Source organism: Massilia rhizosphaerae (assembly GCF_016093545.1).
GTDB lineage: Bacteria > Pseudomonadota > Gammaproteobacteria > Burkholderiales > Burkholderiaceae_D > Telluria > Telluria rhizosphaerae.
In genome coordinates, this window is the sequence record NZ_JADKYX010000016.1 from 122,805 (window position 1) to 138,170 (window position 15,366).

Below are 15,366 nucleotides of genomic sequence, written 5' to 3' on the forward strand. Positions count from 1 at the left end.
CCTTTGCCGGTCCGCCGCGACCCTGCTTGAAAAGGAAACCATCACGATGAACAAGACCGTTGCCCGCCTCGTCCTGCTCGCCTGCGCCTGCGCGGCGCTCCCGGCCGGCGCCCAGACCATGAAACCCGGCCTGTGGTCGCTGTCGAACAGCATGACGTCCAGCGATCCGCAAGTCGCGCTAGCGATGTCCGCCATGCAGCAGCAGATGGCGAACATGTCGCCCGAGCAGCGCCAGCAGATGCAGAAGATCATGCAGCAGAACGGCATGCAGCTCGACATCGGCGCGGGCGGCGCGCTGCAGACCAAGTTGTGCATGACGCGCGCCATGGCCGAGCGCAAGGAATTCCCGGTCCAGCAAGGCGATTGCAAGCAGACGTTCACCCAGCAATCGCCCACCCGCGGCCACATCGCCTTCACCTGCACGAAGCCGAAAGTGAGCGGCGAAGGCGAGGTGACGGCGGACAGCGACACGAGCTACCGCGCCCACATGAAGCTCCGGAGCGACGAACAGGGTCGCAACCAGGTCGTGGACATGAACGTGACCGGCAAGTGGCTGTCGGCCGACTGCGGCAACATCCGCCCCATCCCCACCCCGCCCGCCAAATAAGCGCACGACGCAGCGACATGCCAAGCCGCCCCCGTCTTTTGCAAATTCGGGGTCAGAGCATAAGTTCGGGGTCAGAGCACATTTCGGATCAATGTCCCGTCGGGAAGTCTAGCGACGCCGCTAGCCTAGGCCGCCGGCGATGGCGCCAAATAATCGACGCGCGCGGCCGAAAACGCGGCCCGCTGGCGGGCAACTCTTACTCTGCGAACCTTGCGCGCAAAATTGCTCTGACCCCGAATTTCGCGAAAAATGTGCTCTGACCCCGAATTGCGGTCAGGTCGTTTCGGTGTAGGCGAGATACAGGTCGCGGGCCTGGCGCGCCACCGGGCCGGCGGGCAGTTCGCGCGATTCGTAGCGGGTGCACGGCGTGACCTTGCCGTAGTTGCCGGTACTGAAGATTTCGCGGGCCGTGTCCAGCTCTTCCGGCTTGACCGTGCGCTCGCCGACCTTCACGCCTGCCCCGGCCAGCAGCGCGATCACGCGGGCGCGGGTGATGCCGGCCAGGAAGGTGCCGTTCAGTGCCGGCGTGACGACCTCGCCGTCGGCCGTCACGAGGAACAGGTTCGACGTCGCGAACTCGGCCACATTGCCGGCCGCGTCCAGCAGGACGGCGTTGTCGAAGCCGTGCGCCTTCGCGTCGCGCAGCGCGCGGGCCGTGTTGGCGTACAGGGCCGAGGCCTTGGCGTCCGTCGGCGCCATCGTCGGTTCCGGCCGGCGCAGCGGCGACAGGCAGGCCGAGAAGCCGGAAAACGGCGGCAGCGGCGCGTCGAACAGCGTCAGCGCGAAGGCTGCCGCTTCCGGCGTGGGGATGAGGAAACCTTCGGACGCGAACACGAGCGGACGGACGTACAGCTCGGCATCCGCGGGAAAGCGCGCGACGCCTTCGCGCACGAGCGCTTCCATCTCGTCCACGCTCAACGGACACGTGAGACCCACCTTCTCGGCCGACGCGATCACGCGCTCCAGGTGCGGGCGCAGGTCCGGCAAATGGCCGCGCAGCGCACGGGCACCGTCGAATACGGACGAGCCCAGCCACACGCTGTGGTCCATCGCGCCGAACAGCGGCGTATTTCCTTCAGCCCATTGCCCGTTGAAGTAAGTCAGGTACATAGTCTCCCCCACTGATGACGTCGAGCATCAAGTGTAACGCAGCCACGTCCGCTCGGTTCGTCAGCGTACAGTGGCGCGGGGTGTCCACGCGTACACTGACGTTGCCATGCTCTCGATACTCGAACGCCTCGATCCTGACAGCGACCGCATCGACCTCATCGTCGACCTGGTCGACCGCCTGCGTCCGCGCCGCGCGCGCGATCACGGCGATGCGATCGCCCAGGTGCGCGCGCTGACGCAGCTCCTGCAGGGTCATCCCGACCGGGCCGCGGCGCTGCGCCGCTACGTGACCAGGCTGCTGGAGACGCGCCGCCACACGAGCCTGTACTCGGACGTCGGCATCCTGTCGAACGACGGCTTTTTCACGGAGCTGAAGAAACGCATCGCCTACCGCTTCCTGCCGCCCGCGCTCGACGAGCGGTACCTGTCGGATACCCTCGACAAGGTCCTGTGCCGCGACGACGATTACCAGTGGATCCGCGCGGTGCCGAACGCCGACTGGCTCGCGTTGTTCGACGTCGTCGCCAACGCGGCACCGCCCGATGACGACACGGACGAATCCTCCCGCGCGCGCAAGGTCGTGCTGGCCGGCCTGCTCGACGCGGTCCGGACCCTGTCCTGCCGCGTCTGCGCGCTGGGCCTGGAACCGCGCCTGATCCACGCGCACATGGAGATCGAGGAAGTCGACTCGCCCTTCCTCATGCAGAACATCGAGGCGAACAAATACCTCGACGACTACGGCCGCCTGACGGCCGGCGAGATCGACACGATGGAAGACGCGCGCCACCTGCTCGTCATGCTCGACCAGTGCGAAGAGGTCGTCCTGAAAGTCCGCAACAAGGCGCTCGCGTCGGGCACGAGCGTCGCGCTGACCTATCTGCTCGTCGCGCTGACGCAAAGCATCGACCGCCTGCGCAAGCTCCTGTTCCTCGTCGACACGAGCGGAGAGCTGCCGGCCGCGCCCACCGTGGACGTGGCAGCGCTCGCGAACGAGGCGACACCACCGGCCGCCCCGCCGACGAGCCTGCGGCGCGCGGCCGCCGTCGACCTCGCGCAGGAACTGGCCGAGGCGCACAACACGAAGTACGAGGTGCGCGGCCTGGTGCGCGACAACATCGACCTGCTGGCCCGCAACGTGACGGAAAACGCGAGCCGCACGGGCGAGCACTACATCGCCGAACGGCGCGCCGACCTGCGCGGCATGTTCGCATCGTCGGCCGGGGCCGGCGTCGTCATCGGCTTCATGGCGCTGGTCAAGATCGTGATCTCGTACCTGAATCGCGCCCCGCTGATCGAAGCGCTGTTCTACAGCATCAATTACGCGGCCGGCTTCATGCTCGTGCACGTGCTGCACTTCACGATCGCCACCAAGCAGCCCGCGATGACGGCCGCCCGCATCGCCGCCGCCCTGCACGAGACGGCGCAGCGCGGCGGCGGACGGGGAAGCGGCCGGCGCCAGGTCGACGTCGACAGCATGGCGGCCCTCGTGAACAAGGTGTTCCGCACGCAGATCGTCGCCGTGCTGGGCAATCTCGTCACGGTGCTCCCCGCCGCCTGGGGCCTCGCCGTCGCGTGGCACGCGATCTTCGGCAAGCACCTCGTGAATCCGGCGAAGGCCGGACACCTGATCGCGGACAGCCATCCCTGGCACTCGCTCGCCCTGCTGCACGCGGCCATCGCCGGTGTGTGGCTGTTCGTGTCCGGCCTCGTGTCCGGTTACTACGACAACAAGGCGTTGTACACGCGGATGGCCCGGCGGGTCGAGCAATTGCGCTGGCTGCGCCGCCTGCTGGGCGTGGAACGGCGCGCCCGCTTCGCGCGCTATGTCGAGGACAACCTGGGCGGGCTGATGGGCAACTTCGTGTTCGGCGTCCTGATGGGCACGACGGCCACCGCCGGCTTCCTCCTCGGCCTGCCGCTCGACGTGCGCCACGTGACCTTTTCGGCCGCCCACTTCGCCATCGGCTACGTGGGACTCGGCCAGCGGCTCGACGCGCAGACGATCGCCGTCACCTTCCTCGGCATCGCCCTGATCGGCATGGTCAATTTGCTGGTGAGCTTCGGCTTCGCGCTGTGGGTGGCGCTCCGGGCGCGCAAGGTGCGCTTCCACCACGGCCTGCGCCTGCTGCACGCGCTGGGCCGGCGGCTGCGCGCGGCGCCGCTCGATTTCTTCATCGGGCCGCGCGACCTCGACCAGGCAGCACCGGTCAACCCGCGAGGATGCCCATGAAGTCGCCGCTCGCCCTCCTACGGCGCCTTCCGCCGTTCGCCTGGATGCTGGCGCTGTTCTTCTGCTGCGGCGTCGTCGCGTGCAAATCGCTGCCGGACGTCGATCCGCAGATGCCCGCGAAGGCCACGCCCACCATCGAGACGACGAAGGGCACGCTGCCGCCGAAGAAGGCGTCCGCCCTCGTCGCGCGGCGCTGGGCCAATGCGAGCAGCAACCTCAAGGCGCTGGCGACGTTGGAGGAACAGGCGACGGGCGTCCCGCTCATCGCCGGCAACAAGGTCAAGCTGCTGTTCGACGGCCCGGCGACGATGCGCGAGATGATGGCCGCCGCGCGCGTCGCCACCAGTTCCATCAACCTGGAAACCTATATCTTCGATTCGGACAAGGTGGGCAACGAGTTCGCCGACCTGCTGATCGACAAGCAGCGCCAGGGCGTGGCCGTGAACGTGATGGTCGACGCCGTGGGCGCCATCGGCACGCCGGCCGCCTTCTTCGATCGCATGCGCCAGGCCGGCATCCGCGTGCTGATCTTCAATCCGGTGAACCCGGCCAAGGCGCACGGCAATTGGGAACTGAACAACCGCAACCACCGCAAGCTGATGGTCGTCGACGGCAAGGTGGCCTTCACGGGCGGCATCAACATCAGCAGCACGTATGCGAACAGTTCGCTGTTCCGCTCGCGCCACAAGCCGGACCAGGTCGACGGCGACAAGGTCGGCTGGCGCGACACCCACGTCAAGATCGAAGGCCCGGCCGTTGCGCCGCTGCAGTGGTCGTTCATCAACCTGTGGGTCCGGCAGGAAGGCGGCGAGCTGCCGCCGGCCGAGTATTTCCCGACGCTCACGCCCGTCGGCGACAAGATCATCCGCGTGCTCGCGTCCGACCCGGACCGCGCGTCCGACATCTACAAGGCGCTCGTCGTCGCGATCAACGAGGCGAAGAGGTCGATCCACATCACGTGCGCCTACTTCGTGCCGGACCAGCAGATCGTCGACTCCTTGACCTCGGCCGCCAGGCGCGGCGTGGACGTGAAACTCGTGCTGCCGGGCGTGTCGGACCACAGCCTGATCCGCTACGCCGGCCAGGCCTTCTACGACCAGTTGCTGGCCGGCGGCGTGCGCATCTTCGAACTGCAGATCGCCGTGCTGCACGCCAAGACGGCGGTGATCGACGGCGGCTGGTCGACGATCGGCTCCGCCAACATCGACCGGCGCAGCTTCATCCACAACTACGAGCTGAACGTGGTCGTGATGGACCCGGCGTTCGGCGCCTCGATGGAGAGCGCGTTCAACGAAGATTTGCGCGACTCGAAAGAAGTGACGTTGGAACGGTGGCAGCACCGGCCATGGTCGGACCGGATCAAGGAGTGGGTGGCGCGGCTGGGCGAGTACTGGATCTGAGCGCGCGACGACGCGGCGCGGTCAGAGCCCCGCCGCCAGCATCCCATCCGCCGCCTCGGTCCAGATGTTCCCGCTGCGCATGAATTTCTCCGTGGCGAGCAGCTGGAACCGGTCGTGCACGCTGTCCCAGCCGTAACGGTCGACTTCGATGCGGATCGGCTCGATGCGCAGCACGTTGAACGAATTGACCTCGCCCCGCCCGCGGGTGGACGTCGCCGTGCCGGCCTGCACGACCAGCGCCGCGTATTCGCTGATCTTGTAGCGCGCCTGCGTATTGCCCGCGTGGCTCATGTGCAGGTGGCCCGCCATCAGCAGGTCGACGCCCAGTTCCGCGAACACGTCCATCGCCATGTGCGCGCGGTCGACGAGTTCGTCCTCTTCCGCGCCCTTGGGCAAGTCGAACGGATGGTGCGTGACGACGACGCGCGTGACGCCGGGGGCCAGGCCGGACAGGGTCGCGCGGATCTTCTCGACCTGCTCGCGGTTCACACGGCCATCCTTGAACGTGAGCGAGCGCGCCGTGTTCACCCCGAGCACGGCGATCTCGTCGTCGATGTAGACGGGGTCGAGATCGTCCGTGATGTAGCGCTTGTAGCGGTCGAGCGGCAGCACGAACCGGCGGAACACGTTGTACAGCGAGATGTCGTGGTTGCCCGGCACGATGATCTGCGGGCCGGGCAAGGTGTCGAGCCAGGTCTTCGCCTCTTCGAACTGCTCGCTCTTGGCGCGCTGGGTCAGGTCGCCCGAGACGACGACGACGTCGGGCGCGAGCTGGTGGACCAGGTCGCGCAGCGGGTCGAGCAGCAGCGGATCGACGCGGCCGAAATGCAGGTCGGACAGGTGGACGAGTGTACGCATGGCTTTCCCTTTCCCTCAGCTGTGATTGGCACCATTCTGCCCCGGCGGCACGAGCACCGTCAGTGCGCCAGGCCGCATCCGGTAGCGCAGCGGCGGACGCATCGTCGTCACCTCGCCGTCCGTCGCCACCAGCAGGCGCCGGCGATGCGTGTCGATGTCGAATCCGGGCGCCGTCAGCACGTCGAAGTCGCGCTCCTCGCCGAGGCGGCCGAACAAGGCGTCGACGGCGAAGCGCAGCAGGCCCAGGCGCGTCGGACTCTGGGCCACGTACAGGCTCAGCACGCCCTCGTCGAGGCGCGCCCGTTCGCCGATGGACAGGCCCTGCATCGTGTAGGCATTATTGCCGATGAAGACGAACGGCGTACGGCGCGCGAGACGCGCGCCGTTCACGTCCAGGCGCATCGACAGGAACGGATAGCGGCGTAGCGCGGCCAGCGCCGCCCAGGCCGCCGCGAGCCACTTGCCGCGGCCGAGGCGGCGCTGCTGCTTTTCGCGGTCGCGCACGATGTCCGGATACAGGCCGAGACTCGAATTGTTCAGGAAGATGCGGCCGTTGACCTCGCCCACGTCGACCCGCACCGGCCGGCCCGTCGCCAGGTTGCGCACGGCCGCGGCGACGTCGAGCGGGACGCCGAGGTCCTTGGCGAAGTGATTCAGCGTCCCGAGCGGCAGCACGCCGAACGGCACGCCGCTGTCGACCAGCACCGACGCCACGGCATTGATCGTGCCGTCGCCGCCGCCGGCCGCCACGAGGCGCGCGCCCTGCTCCAGCGCGCGGCGCGCCGCGGCGATCATCTGCGCGCCGCCGTCTGCCCGCACCAGTTCCGCGTCGAGGCCTGCGTCGGTTAGTTGCGTTCTCAAGGCATCGCACGCGGCCTCGTCGTGCCCCGTACCGGCCCCCGCGTTGACGATCACGGTCACGGGTTTCATCGCAAGTCCTCTGCGGCGTCCGCGCGCCGGGCGCGCTCGCTCCACGACGTTTCTCCGCGCGCCAGCCGGCGCCGGTGCAGGGTGGAAACGGCCGTGATGCAGATCGCCAGCCACGCCGCCCCTTCCGCCGCCGCGGCCAGCACGTCGGACAGGTAATGCACGCCCAGATACATGCGCGACAGCGCCACCAGCATCACCATCGCGACGGTCCCCAGCACGATGGTCACGCGCGCGCGCCACGCGCGGACGCGGCGCACGAGGTAGCACGCGAGCAGCCCGTAGAACACGGTGGCCGCGGCCGTGTGCCCGCTGGGAAAACTATAGGTGAGCAAGTTCATCAGCGGATCGTCGAAGCTGGGACGGGCGCGCCGGAACACGTGCTTCAGCGCGACGTTCAGCAGCATGCCGCCCGGCACGGCGGTGAGGCAGACGATCAACCAGTAATGCGCGCGCCGGCGCAGGAACCACAGCGCCAGCAGCGCGCTCATGACGGACGAGCCCGCGATGCCGTTCCAGTGCGTGACGAACAGCATGGCGCGCGTGAACCCGGGCGTGGCGCGGGCGTGGAACCAGTGGGCCAGGCGGACGTCGACGAGCGTGATCGTGTCGCCCGTCACGACGTCCTCGGCGATCGCGCCGAAGAGCCACGCCGCCAGCAGGATCAGCGCGACGCCGGCGGTGAGGTGCAGCCCCATCTCCCCTTCGGGCGACAGGCGGGCGGCGAGGAAGCGGCGCAGGCGCGCGGAAGCGGTAGTCAACATGCCGCTCCAGATGGGGCGTATTGGCGAAAAAACCACACAAATATGCAATGACTGTTTTTTTGTACAGTAACTGTGGATTTGTACAGTAGTTGTGCTATTCTGTACTCACTCGAGCAAGACAAACACTTCACGACAACGCAACCTAGCAACCTAAACGATAAAGGGATCGTCATGACTACTCTGAACAGCTCCTTCGGCCTCGAATACGCACCGACGCCATTTCTGCTGCGCTTTGGTCGCCGCGAGGTTCTTGTGACGCGCGACTTCCGCAAGCGCTTCTACCCGGTCAATCCGATCATCGAGTGCGACACCGGCGTCGAGCCGGGCCATGTGGAGGTGCTGCTGCTGCGCCGCTGGCTGCTGATCCTGTCCAAGGCGCACTGAACGCGCAAGCATCCCCGTTTCACCCTCTGTCTTCCGCCTTCGATGTGAGCGATGCTATCAGCGAACGCGGCCTTATCGCGCACGGCTGGCGGCGGCGCTGACCGCCGCCAGCCGTGACTGTCGGCCCGTCTCATACGCACCAAATGGCGGGTGCCGCGCCATCCGCCCCGTCTTGCAAAAAATGACTTGAATTCTCCCGTGCGAGCACGATTGTCATGTTCAGCAATCATATGCGCTACGCAGTCGCTGAACCCGCCGTCCGGATCCGCATGCCGCGCACCGCGGCGGCCTTCTCCACCACGATGAAGGAGTCATTATGGCAGTGCAATTACGCAAGATTAATGAGCAGGTGATGGTCATCACCGGCGCCACGAGCGGCATCGGCCTCACGACGGCGCGCATGGCCGCCGAGCAATGTGCCAAGCTGGTCCTCGCGGCACGCAGCGCCGACGCGCTCGACCAGCTGGCGAGCGAGCTGCGCCGCACCGGCACGCAGGTCGCGACGGTCGTCGCCGACGTCGGCAACCCGGCCGACGTGGAACGCATCGGCCACGCGGCAATGGAGCGCTTCGGCCGCATCGACACCTGGGTCAACAACGCCGGCATCTCGATCTTCGGCCGCAACGAAGAGGTGTCCCTCGACGACATGCAGCGCCTGTTCGACACCAATTACTGGGGCGTCGTGCATGGCTCGCTGGAAGCCGTCAAGCACATGAAAGCGCGCGGCGGCGGCGCCATCATCAACCTGGGCAGCGAATTGTCCGACCATTCGATGCCCCTGCAAGGCATCTACGCCGCGTCGAAGCACGCCGTGAAGGCGTTCACGGATTCGCTGCGCGTCGAGCTGGACAAGGAGAAGGCGCCGATCGCCGTCACGCTCGTCAAGCCGGCCGCCGTCGACACGATGTACGTCGCGCACGCGAAGAATTACCTGGACAAGGAGCCGACCCTGCCGCCGCCGGTCTACGCGCCGGACCTCGTCGCGAAGGCGATCCTGTACGCGGCCCAGCACCGCAAGCGCGACGTGTTCGTCGGCGGCACGGCCAAGGCGCTGTCGGCCGGCAGCTTCGCGATGCCGGCCGTGCTCGACCGCTATATGCGCGCGACCATGTTCAAGCAGCAGCAAACAGCCATCCCGACCGCACCGAACCGCCGCGACGCCCTGCACGCCCCGAACCCGCAGCAAGAACTGCGCGAACGCCAGGGCATCTCCGAGCACGTGATCGAGACGTGTCCGTACACGGCGCTGTCGCTGCGCAAGGGCAAGGTGATGGGCGCGTTGCTGGGTGCCGGCGCGCTGTTCGCCGCCTGGAAGCTGGCGGGCCGCCCGGCCGCGCGCACGTGGTCCGCGCACCGCCTGCGCCACGCACTGTGAACCCCTGTCACGGATAGCCAAGGAGGCATCATGTCCATCAAGCTGAAAAAACTGAATGAACAAGTGATGGTGATCACGGGCGCGACGAGCGGCATCGGCCTCGCCACGGCCCGCATGGCGGCCGACGGCGGCGCCCACCTGGTGCTGGCGGCGCGCGACGGCGACGCCCTCGACACGCTCGCGCTCGAGCTGCGCCAGCGCGGCGCGGACGTCGCGACCGTCGCGGCGGACGTCGGCAACCCGGCCGACGTGGCGCACATCGGCCAGGTCGCGATGGAACGCTTCGGCCGCGTCGACACCTGGGTCAACAACGCGGGCATCAGCGTGTACGGCAAGAACGAGGCCGTCGCGCTGGAAGACATGCGCAAGGTCATGCAGACGAATTTCTGGGGCGTCGTGCACGGCTCGCTGGAAGCCGTCAAGCTGATGAAGGGACGCGGCGGCGGCGCCATCGTCAACCTCGGCAGCGAAGTGTCGGACCGCTCGGTGCCGCTGCAGGGCACGTATTCCGCGTCCAAGCACGCGATCAAGGCGTTCACGGAATCGCTGCGCATGGAACTGCACAAGGAAGACGCGGGCATCTCGCTCACGGTGGTCAAGCCGTCCGCGATCGCGACGCCGTTTCCGAACCACGCCAAGAGCTATATGGAGCACGAGCCCGACCTGCCCGCGCCGAACTACGCGCCGGAACTGGTGGCGCAGGCCATCGTGCACGCGGCCCAGGTGCCGGAGCGCGACCTGTACGTGGGCAGCCACGCGAAGCTGACGTCGATGGCGGGTTACCTGATGCCGCGCGCGGTCGACCGCTTCATGACGCGCACCATGTTCGGCCGGCAGCAATCGGACCAGCCGAACTCGAGCGTCCGCCGCGACGCCCTGCACACGCCGGATGCCGCCTACGAACTACGCCAGCGCAACGACAGCGACCACCGCGTCGTCGAGCGGAGTCCGTACACGGCGTTCGAGATGCGCTCGGTGCCGGCCAAGACCATGCTGCTGGGCGGCGCGCTGCTGGCGGCGTGGGCGTTGACGCGCAGGCCGTGGGAGCGGCGCGTGTGGCACGCGTGACGATGATCGCGCCACCCGCGTCGCCGTGATGCGTGCGTTTGGCGGGCACGGGGTGCCCGCCCTACGGCAGACATCTCAGGATGAAGGGGCCGGCAAAGAATTATTTGCCCGGCGCCCGCCCTCGCGGCGGCTCGCTGCCGAGGAAATCGACATCCTCGTCCGTCAGCGGCAGGTTCGGAATCGTTTCGATATGGTCCGTATCGATGTCGTTGCCGTCCTTGGCGACGAGGTCGCGGCCCGCGGCCGCGCGCTCGCCCGTGCCGCCGAAATCGCTGTCGCCTTCGAGGTCCGGGTCGCCCACGTCGGCGCCGGCGCTGTCGTGGGCGTAGCTGGCTTCGTTGTCGGACGTCGTGCCCGTGTCCAGGTCGATCTTCTGGTCCTCGTCCAGGTTGGCGGCGAAGCCGGGACCGCCGACGACGTCGCTGCCGGTGTCCGAAATATCGCTCGGACCGAGCGAACCCACGCCGTGGCCCTTGCCCAGGTTACGGTCGGGTGCTTCCGGAAAGTTATCCGGATCAAGTGTACTCGTGCCAGTCATGTTGCCTCCGAAATAATGCAAAAATCATGAGGACAGGCTACATGCTTTTGGCGCGCGACGGCGCAGCGCTAGAACGCGTGGCGCATGCCGACGTTCACGGCCGAGCTGCCGCTCGGGCGCGCGGCGCCGCCGATCAGGATGCCGGTGCTGTTCGTGTTGACGGTGCGCGAGAACGCGGCGTAAAAGTCGGTGTTGCGCGAGACGACGTAGCTGGCGCCGACCGCGAACTGGTTGGCGTCGCGGTTGGCCAGGTCGCGGTCGTTCTTGTGGATGAACGACGCGAGGAAGGTCGTCGAGTGCGTCACCGGGACGGCGACGCCGACCAGGGTGTCGCGGCTGTCCGTCGATGACGTGCTGGCCACGCCGGCGCCGTACGGATTGTCGGGGTTGTACAGCGGGGAGCTGCCCCAGCCGCGGTTGGCGGAATACGCGGCGTAGGCCGTGCCCCACCGCGTGCGGAAATTGGCCGCGATCAAAGAATTCTTGGCTTCCATATTGTTGCCCGCCAGGTCGTACAAATGGACCTGGGCCACGTGCCGGTTCTGGTGGGCGGCGCGCAGGGAGAACGCCCCGTAATCGACGCCGATCGTCATGCCCCAGGCGCGATCCGCCATCGGGTCGCCGCCGAGCGTGTCGATGGTCCAGGACGCGCCCGTGCTCAGGTGCTTGAACCGGCTGTTGTAGTAGCGCACGCTGCTCGCGACGGGCATGCCGCTTTGCGTGACGAGATTGCTGGCCTTGCCGGCCGTGCCGGCGTGGAACGGGTCGGCGACGTTGGGGCGCGCCAGGTATTCGAAGTTGTACTGGTGACCGAGCGTGAAACCGCCGGTGCCCGGGTAGACGCCGATGTCGTCGAGGCGTCCGTACGTGCGATGCGGCGCCGGGTGCCAGACCGCGCCGTTGCCGCGGCTCGGCTGCCCCGTGAAGACGGCGATGTCATGTCCGCCCGGCGTTTCGCCGGCGTAATCCATCCCCGAACGCTTGGTGGAAGCGTCCGCGCTTCCTGAATCCTGTGCGCATGCGAGCGACGCACACCCGCCCAACACCACGCACGCAACGAAACCCTTGTTCATGGCGTGTCCTCTTTACGCCTAAACCCTACCGCTCCGGGACAATCGTGTCTGTCCCATATCTCACAAATCTACTCTCATCTTATCCCGACGTCTTGTCAGCGTATTCTGACGTATGTATATCACGAAAAGAAGACGGTTCCGTTTTTTTGCGGCTGGTCATCGCAACATTTCCGAATTAGAATCGCATTGGCAGGAAATGTAACTAAACTACTGGATAACGAAAACCATGAGACCGCTGCGCTTTACCCTGACTACAATTTCCCTGGCGCTATGCGCGGCGCTGCCCGCCGCGGCCGCGACCGCCGATTCGGCAAGTGTTGCTCCAATGCATCACGTGTATTGGTCGCGCAACGCCAATATCTACGAAGTCAACATCCGGCAATACACGCCGGAGGGCACGATCAGGGCATTCGCGCAGCATCTGCCGCGCCTCAAGAAGATGGGCGTCGACATCCTGTGGCTGATGCCGATCCAGCCGATCGGCGAAAAGAACCGCAAGGGCACGCTGGGCAGCTATTACGCCGTGCGCGACTACACGGCGGTGAACCCGGAGTTCGGCACGCTCGCCGACCTGAAGGCCCTCGTCAAGCAGGCGCACGGCCTCGGCATGCACGTGATCATCGACTGGGTCGCGAACCACACGGCGTTCGACAATCCGTGGACGACGGAGCACAGCGACTGGTATCTCAAGAACGCCAAGGGCGAGATCTATCCCGTGACCTACACGGATGGCGCCGAGCCCGAGTACTGGACGGACGTGACGGGCCTCGACTACAGCAAGCCCGGCCTGTGGAAAGGCATGACGGACGCGATGCTGTACTGGGTGCGCGAGGCCGATATCGACGGCTTCCGCTGCGACGTCGCCGGCAAGGTGCCGACGCCGTTCTGGAACCAGGCCCGCGCCGCGCTCGACCGCGTGAAACCCGTGTTCATGCTGGCCGAGGCCGACAAGCCCGAGCTGCACGAGCACGCCTTCGACATGACCTATGGCTGGGACACCAAGGACTTGTTCAAGGCGATCGCGAAAGGCAAGGCGGACGCGCGCGCGCTCGCCGACTTCGTCGAACACCCGCCGAAAGCCTTCCCGCCGGGCGCCTACCGCATGCGCTTCACGAGCAACCACGACGAGAATTCCTGGGCCGGCAGCGACGTCGAACTGTACGGCCCCGCGTTCAAGGCGATGGCCGTGCTGGCCGCCACCTTGCCCGGCATGCCGCTGATTTATGGCGGCCAGGAATCGGGCCTCGACAAGCGCATCCAGTTCTTCGAGAAGGACCCGATCCAGTGGAAGGACTACGCCTACGCGCCCTTCTACACGCAACTGCTTGCGCTCAAGCACGCGAATCCGGCGCTATGGAACGGCCAGTACGGCGCCCCCGTGCAAGTCCTACAAACGGGCAACGACAAGGTGTTCGCATTCCGCCGCGCACTGCGGGGCGACACCGTGCAGGTGACGGTCAACGTGTCGAACGAAGCGCAGCGCTTTACCCTGCCCGGCGGCAAGGCGCAGACGCTGGCCGCATGGGATTACCGGATCGACGCGCACGGCAAATGACGGCCGGCGGTGCGCGGCGCGTTGCGGTCACCGCCGCAGCGCCGTGAACCCGGCCGGCTCCCATTCTCGCAGCGCCAGCAGCAGGCCGCTGCCGCGTCGCTTGGGCAGCGGCGACGCCAGGCTTTCCTCGTGCAACTCGGCGAAGCGGGCGCGCAGCCGGCGCAGCTCGACCTGCATGGCCGCGAGCGCGCTTTCCGTCAGCATGCCGTGCGTGAAGGCGAGCGTCTCGTCGGCGCGGTCGAAGCGGCCGTCGAGGAAATCGGCCAGGCCCTGCGTGCGGAAATACTGGCGGATGGGGCCGCCTTGCAGCCAGTCGAAATCGCGCGCCACGTTCAGGCGGATGCGGTTGCCCGGCATCAGCGCGATCAGGTGCAGGCGATCGAGGTGCAGCAGCTTTTGCAGGCACTCGGCCTCGGTGAGGCGGTAGACGGCGAGGATGTCCGCCATCGTCCAGTGATTCAGCGCGCAGGCGGCGACGAGCAGCAGCTTGGTGTCGGACACGAGTTCCTTTTCCTGCGCCGCGCTCAAGGTGTGCAAGCGCGTGCCGGACAGCGCCGCTTCCTGCGCGAGCTCGGCCAGGGTGAAGCCGAGCATATTGCCGATCTCGATGAGGCGATCGACGCCGAGCGTGTCCGACGTCAGCAGGCGCTTGACGCTCGCCTCCGACAGGCCCAGCGTGGCGGCCACGTCGCGATACGTTTTTCCTTGCAGCTTGAGCTGACGCTTGATCGTCGTGAGTAATTGCGTGACTTCAGACATGGTCGCGGATTCCGATACGACCTTCGATCGTAGCATGTGCTGCCCGCGAGGTCCCGCCTGCGCGGGGGACCTCATCGCATCCTCTTTCCTTCACCCCTGCCTGGCGCGCTTGCGCAGGCGGCCGATCAGGGCCAGGCCGGCGCCGATGAGCGCCAGGCTGCCCGGTTCCGGCACCGAGGCTGGAGAATTCGGCGGGAGAAAGACGGTCAGGCCGGAATTCGGATTTTCCAGGTAGGCCAGCAGGTGGGGCTCGATCGTTCCCACCGTCACGGTGCCGGACAGGATCTGGTGCGTCACCGGCGGATTCGACGAAAACGTCTCCAAATAGGTCTCGAACGAATTGGGAGCCAGCGCGAACGTACCGGGCGCAGGACCCGCCATGAAGGACAGACCGATCATGCTGTCGTTGACGCCATTATTGCTGGACGTGGCAATAAACCCCGTCGGCTGACCCGGCACATAATTCGATACGCCAATGATCGTTGAATCGAAGTTGGGGATGAAGCGGTTCGACAAGGTCGCCAAATTGAACCAGACGATGCCCCCCGAATGCGAGTCCTGCACGAACGAGCCCGAAAAGGCATTGAACGGATCGTCCGCATAAGTCACGTTCGAAATATCGTATTGCACCCAAGCCGCGGAGGCGGACAGTGAAAATACGCAGGCGGCAGCCAGCACGAACAGTTTTTTGAACACGGGTGACTCCTTGTTATGATGG

Annotated in this window: 15 protein-coding genes; 7 read left to right on the forward strand and 8 right to left on the reverse strand. The window is 66.6% G+C overall.

What is annotated here, in order from left to right:
• The first annotated feature begins 46 nt into the window (after nt 1-46).
• On the forward strand, nt 47-607 hold the full coding sequence (locus ISF28_RS21550; protein ID WP_198119232.1) for a DUF3617 domain-containing protein: 561 nt from the start codon (nt 47-49) through the stop codon (nt 605-607).
• 273 nt (nt 608-880) lie between these two features.
• Here ISF28_RS21550 and ISF28_RS21555 read toward each other — a convergent pair whose 3' ends face one another.
• Nucleotides 881-1,717, reverse strand: a complete 837-nt coding sequence (locus tag ISF28_RS21555; RefSeq protein WP_198119233.1) for a branched-chain amino acid aminotransferase — start codon at nt 1,715-1,717, stop codon at nt 881-883.
• 106 nt (nt 1,718-1,823) lie between these two features.
• On the opposite strand from ISF28_RS21555, the gene ISF28_RS21560 reads away from it, so the two are divergent.
• Both ISF28_RS21560 and cls read left to right on the forward strand, forming a co-directional pair.
• Complete coding sequence (locus tag ISF28_RS21560; protein WP_198119234.1) at nt 1,824-3,947, forward strand: site-specific recombinase; 2,124 nt, start codon at nt 1,824-1,826, stop codon at nt 3,945-3,947.
• Nucleotides 3,944-5,347, forward strand: coding sequence for a cardiolipin synthase (gene cls / locus ISF28_RS21565; RefSeq protein ID WP_229519264.1), 1,404 nt, complete (start codon nt 3,944-3,946; stop codon nt 5,345-5,347). Before ISF28_RS21560 ends, cls begins: the two co-directional genes overlap by 4 nt.
• Before the next feature lie 21 nt (nt 5,348-5,368).
• Here the strand turns inward: cls and ISF28_RS21570 are convergent, their stop codons facing one another.
• Genes ISF28_RS21570 through ISF28_RS21580 form a run of 3 tightly spaced genes read right to left on the reverse strand, consistent with a single transcriptional unit; the run spans nt 5,369 to nt 7,896 of the window.
• Nucleotides 5,369-6,205 carry a metallophosphoesterase family protein gene (locus ISF28_RS21570; protein ID WP_198119235.1) on the reverse strand — a complete coding sequence of 279 codons (837 nt, stop codon included), beginning with the start codon at nt 6,203-6,205 and terminating at the stop codon, nt 5,369-5,371.
• Nucleotides 6,206-6,220: 15 nt separating this feature from the next.
• Entirely contained in the window at nt 6,221-7,135 is a 915-nt protein-coding gene (locus tag ISF28_RS21575) for a diacylglycerol/lipid kinase family protein (protein ID WP_198119236.1), read from the reverse strand.
• Nucleotides 7,132-7,896, reverse strand: a complete 765-nt coding sequence (locus ISF28_RS21580; RefSeq protein ID WP_198119237.1) for a phosphatase PAP2 family protein — start codon at nt 7,894-7,896, stop codon at nt 7,132-7,134. Before ISF28_RS21580 ends, ISF28_RS21575 begins: the two co-directional genes overlap by 4 nt.
• 171 nt (nt 7,897-8,067) lie before the next feature.
• Here ISF28_RS21580 and ISF28_RS21585 point away from each other — a divergent pair, with 171 nt between their 5' ends.
• From ISF28_RS21585 to ISF28_RS21595, 3 genes are all read left to right on the forward strand, one after another.
• Nucleotides 8,068-8,280 (forward strand): hypothetical protein, encoded by a 213-nt coding sequence (locus ISF28_RS21585; protein WP_166863217.1) that lies wholly within the window; start codon nt 8,068-8,070, stop codon nt 8,278-8,280.
• A gap of 316 nt (nt 8,281-8,596) precedes the next feature.
• Nucleotides 8,597-9,655, forward strand: coding sequence for an SDR family oxidoreductase (locus tag ISF28_RS21590; RefSeq protein ID WP_198119238.1), 1,059 nt, complete (start codon nt 8,597-8,599; stop codon nt 9,653-9,655).
• A 30-nt stretch (nt 9,656-9,685) separates the two neighbouring features.
• The gene (locus ISF28_RS21595) at nt 9,686-10,723 is read left to right on the forward strand and encodes an SDR family oxidoreductase (protein WP_198119239.1); all 1,038 of its coding nucleotides are present in this window, start codon (nt 9,686-9,688) and stop codon (nt 10,721-10,723) included.
• 100 nt (nt 10,724-10,823) lie between these two features.
• Here ISF28_RS21595 and ISF28_RS21600 read toward each other — a convergent pair whose 3' ends face one another.
• Together ISF28_RS21600 and ISF28_RS21605 are read right to left on the reverse strand one after the other, a co-directional pair.
• The gene (locus tag ISF28_RS21600) at nt 10,824-11,261 is read right to left on the reverse strand and encodes a hypothetical protein (protein ID WP_198119240.1); all 438 of its coding nucleotides are present in this window, start codon (nt 11,259-11,261) and stop codon (nt 10,824-10,826) included.
• 68 nt (nt 11,262-11,329) lie between these two features.
• Nucleotides 11,330-12,232, reverse strand: a complete 903-nt coding sequence (locus ISF28_RS21605) for a porin (protein WP_198119241.1) — start codon at nt 12,230-12,232, stop codon at nt 11,330-11,332.
• A gap of 328 nt (nt 12,233-12,560) precedes the next feature.
• Here ISF28_RS21605 and ISF28_RS21610 point away from each other — a divergent pair, with 328 nt between their 5' ends.
• Complete coding sequence (locus ISF28_RS21610) at nt 12,561-13,889, forward strand: alpha-amylase family glycosyl hydrolase (protein WP_198119242.1); 1,329 nt, start codon at nt 12,561-12,563, stop codon at nt 13,887-13,889.
• Between the two features lie 27 nt (nt 13,890-13,916).
• On the opposite strand, the gene ISF28_RS21615 is transcribed toward ISF28_RS21610, so the two are convergent.
• Nucleotides 13,917-14,648 carry a transcriptional regulator gene (locus ISF28_RS21615; RefSeq protein ID WP_198119243.1) on the reverse strand — a complete coding sequence of 244 codons (732 nt, stop codon included), beginning with the start codon at nt 14,646-14,648 and terminating at the stop codon, nt 13,917-13,919.
• A gap of 90 nt (nt 14,649-14,738) precedes the next feature.
• The gene (locus ISF28_RS21620) at nt 14,739-15,344 is read right to left on the reverse strand and encodes a PEP-CTERM sorting domain-containing protein (RefSeq protein ID WP_198119244.1); all 606 of its coding nucleotides are present in this window, start codon (nt 15,342-15,344) and stop codon (nt 14,739-14,741) included.
• Nucleotides 15,345-15,366 lie beyond the last annotated feature (22 nt).

Bases quoted from the DNA above. Each gene is read 5' to 3' on its own strand.
- ISF28_RS21550 (WP_198119232.1), top strand. From the start codon at position 47: ATGAACAAGACCGTTGCCCGCCTCGTCCTGCTCGCCTGCGCCTGCGCG.
- ISF28_RS21555 (WP_198119233.1), bottom strand. From the start codon at position 1,717: ATGTACCTGACTTACTTCAACGGGCAATGGGCTGAAGGAAATACGCCG.
- ISF28_RS21560 (WP_198119234.1), top strand. From the start codon at position 1,824: ATGCTCTCGATACTCGAACGCCTCGATCCTGACAGCGACCGCATCGAC.
- cls (WP_229519264.1), top strand. From the start codon at position 3,944: ATGAAGTCGCCGCTCGCCCTCCTACGGCGCCTTCCGCCGTTCGCCTGG.
- ISF28_RS21570 (WP_198119235.1), bottom strand. From the start codon at position 6,205: ATGCGTACACTCGTCCACCTGTCCGACCTGCATTTCGGCCGCGTCGAT.
- ISF28_RS21575 (WP_198119236.1), bottom strand. From the start codon at position 7,135: ATGAAACCCGTGACCGTGATCGTCAACGCGGGGGCCGGTACGGGGCAC.
- ISF28_RS21580 (WP_198119237.1), bottom strand. From the start codon at position 7,896: ATGTTGACTACCGCTTCCGCGCGCCTGCGCCGCTTCCTCGCCGCCCGC.
- ISF28_RS21585 (WP_166863217.1), top strand. From the start codon at position 8,068: ATGACTACTCTGAACAGCTCCTTCGGCCTCGAATACGCACCGACGCCA.
- ISF28_RS21590 (WP_198119238.1), top strand. From the start codon at position 8,597: ATGGCAGTGCAATTACGCAAGATTAATGAGCAGGTGATGGTCATCACC.
- ISF28_RS21595 (WP_198119239.1), top strand. From the start codon at position 9,686: ATGTCCATCAAGCTGAAAAAACTGAATGAACAAGTGATGGTGATCACG.
- ISF28_RS21600 (WP_198119240.1), bottom strand. From the start codon at position 11,261: ATGACTGGCACGAGTACACTTGATCCGGATAACTTTCCGGAAGCACCC.
- ISF28_RS21605 (WP_198119241.1), bottom strand. From the start codon at position 12,232: ATGGATTACGCCGGCGAAACGCCGGGCGGACATGACATCGCCGTCTTC.
- ISF28_RS21610 (WP_198119242.1), top strand. From the start codon at position 12,561: ATGAGACCGCTGCGCTTTACCCTGACTACAATTTCCCTGGCGCTATGC.
- ISF28_RS21615 (WP_198119243.1), bottom strand. From the start codon at position 14,648: ATGTCTGAAGTCACGCAATTACTCACGACGATCAAGCGTCAGCTCAAG.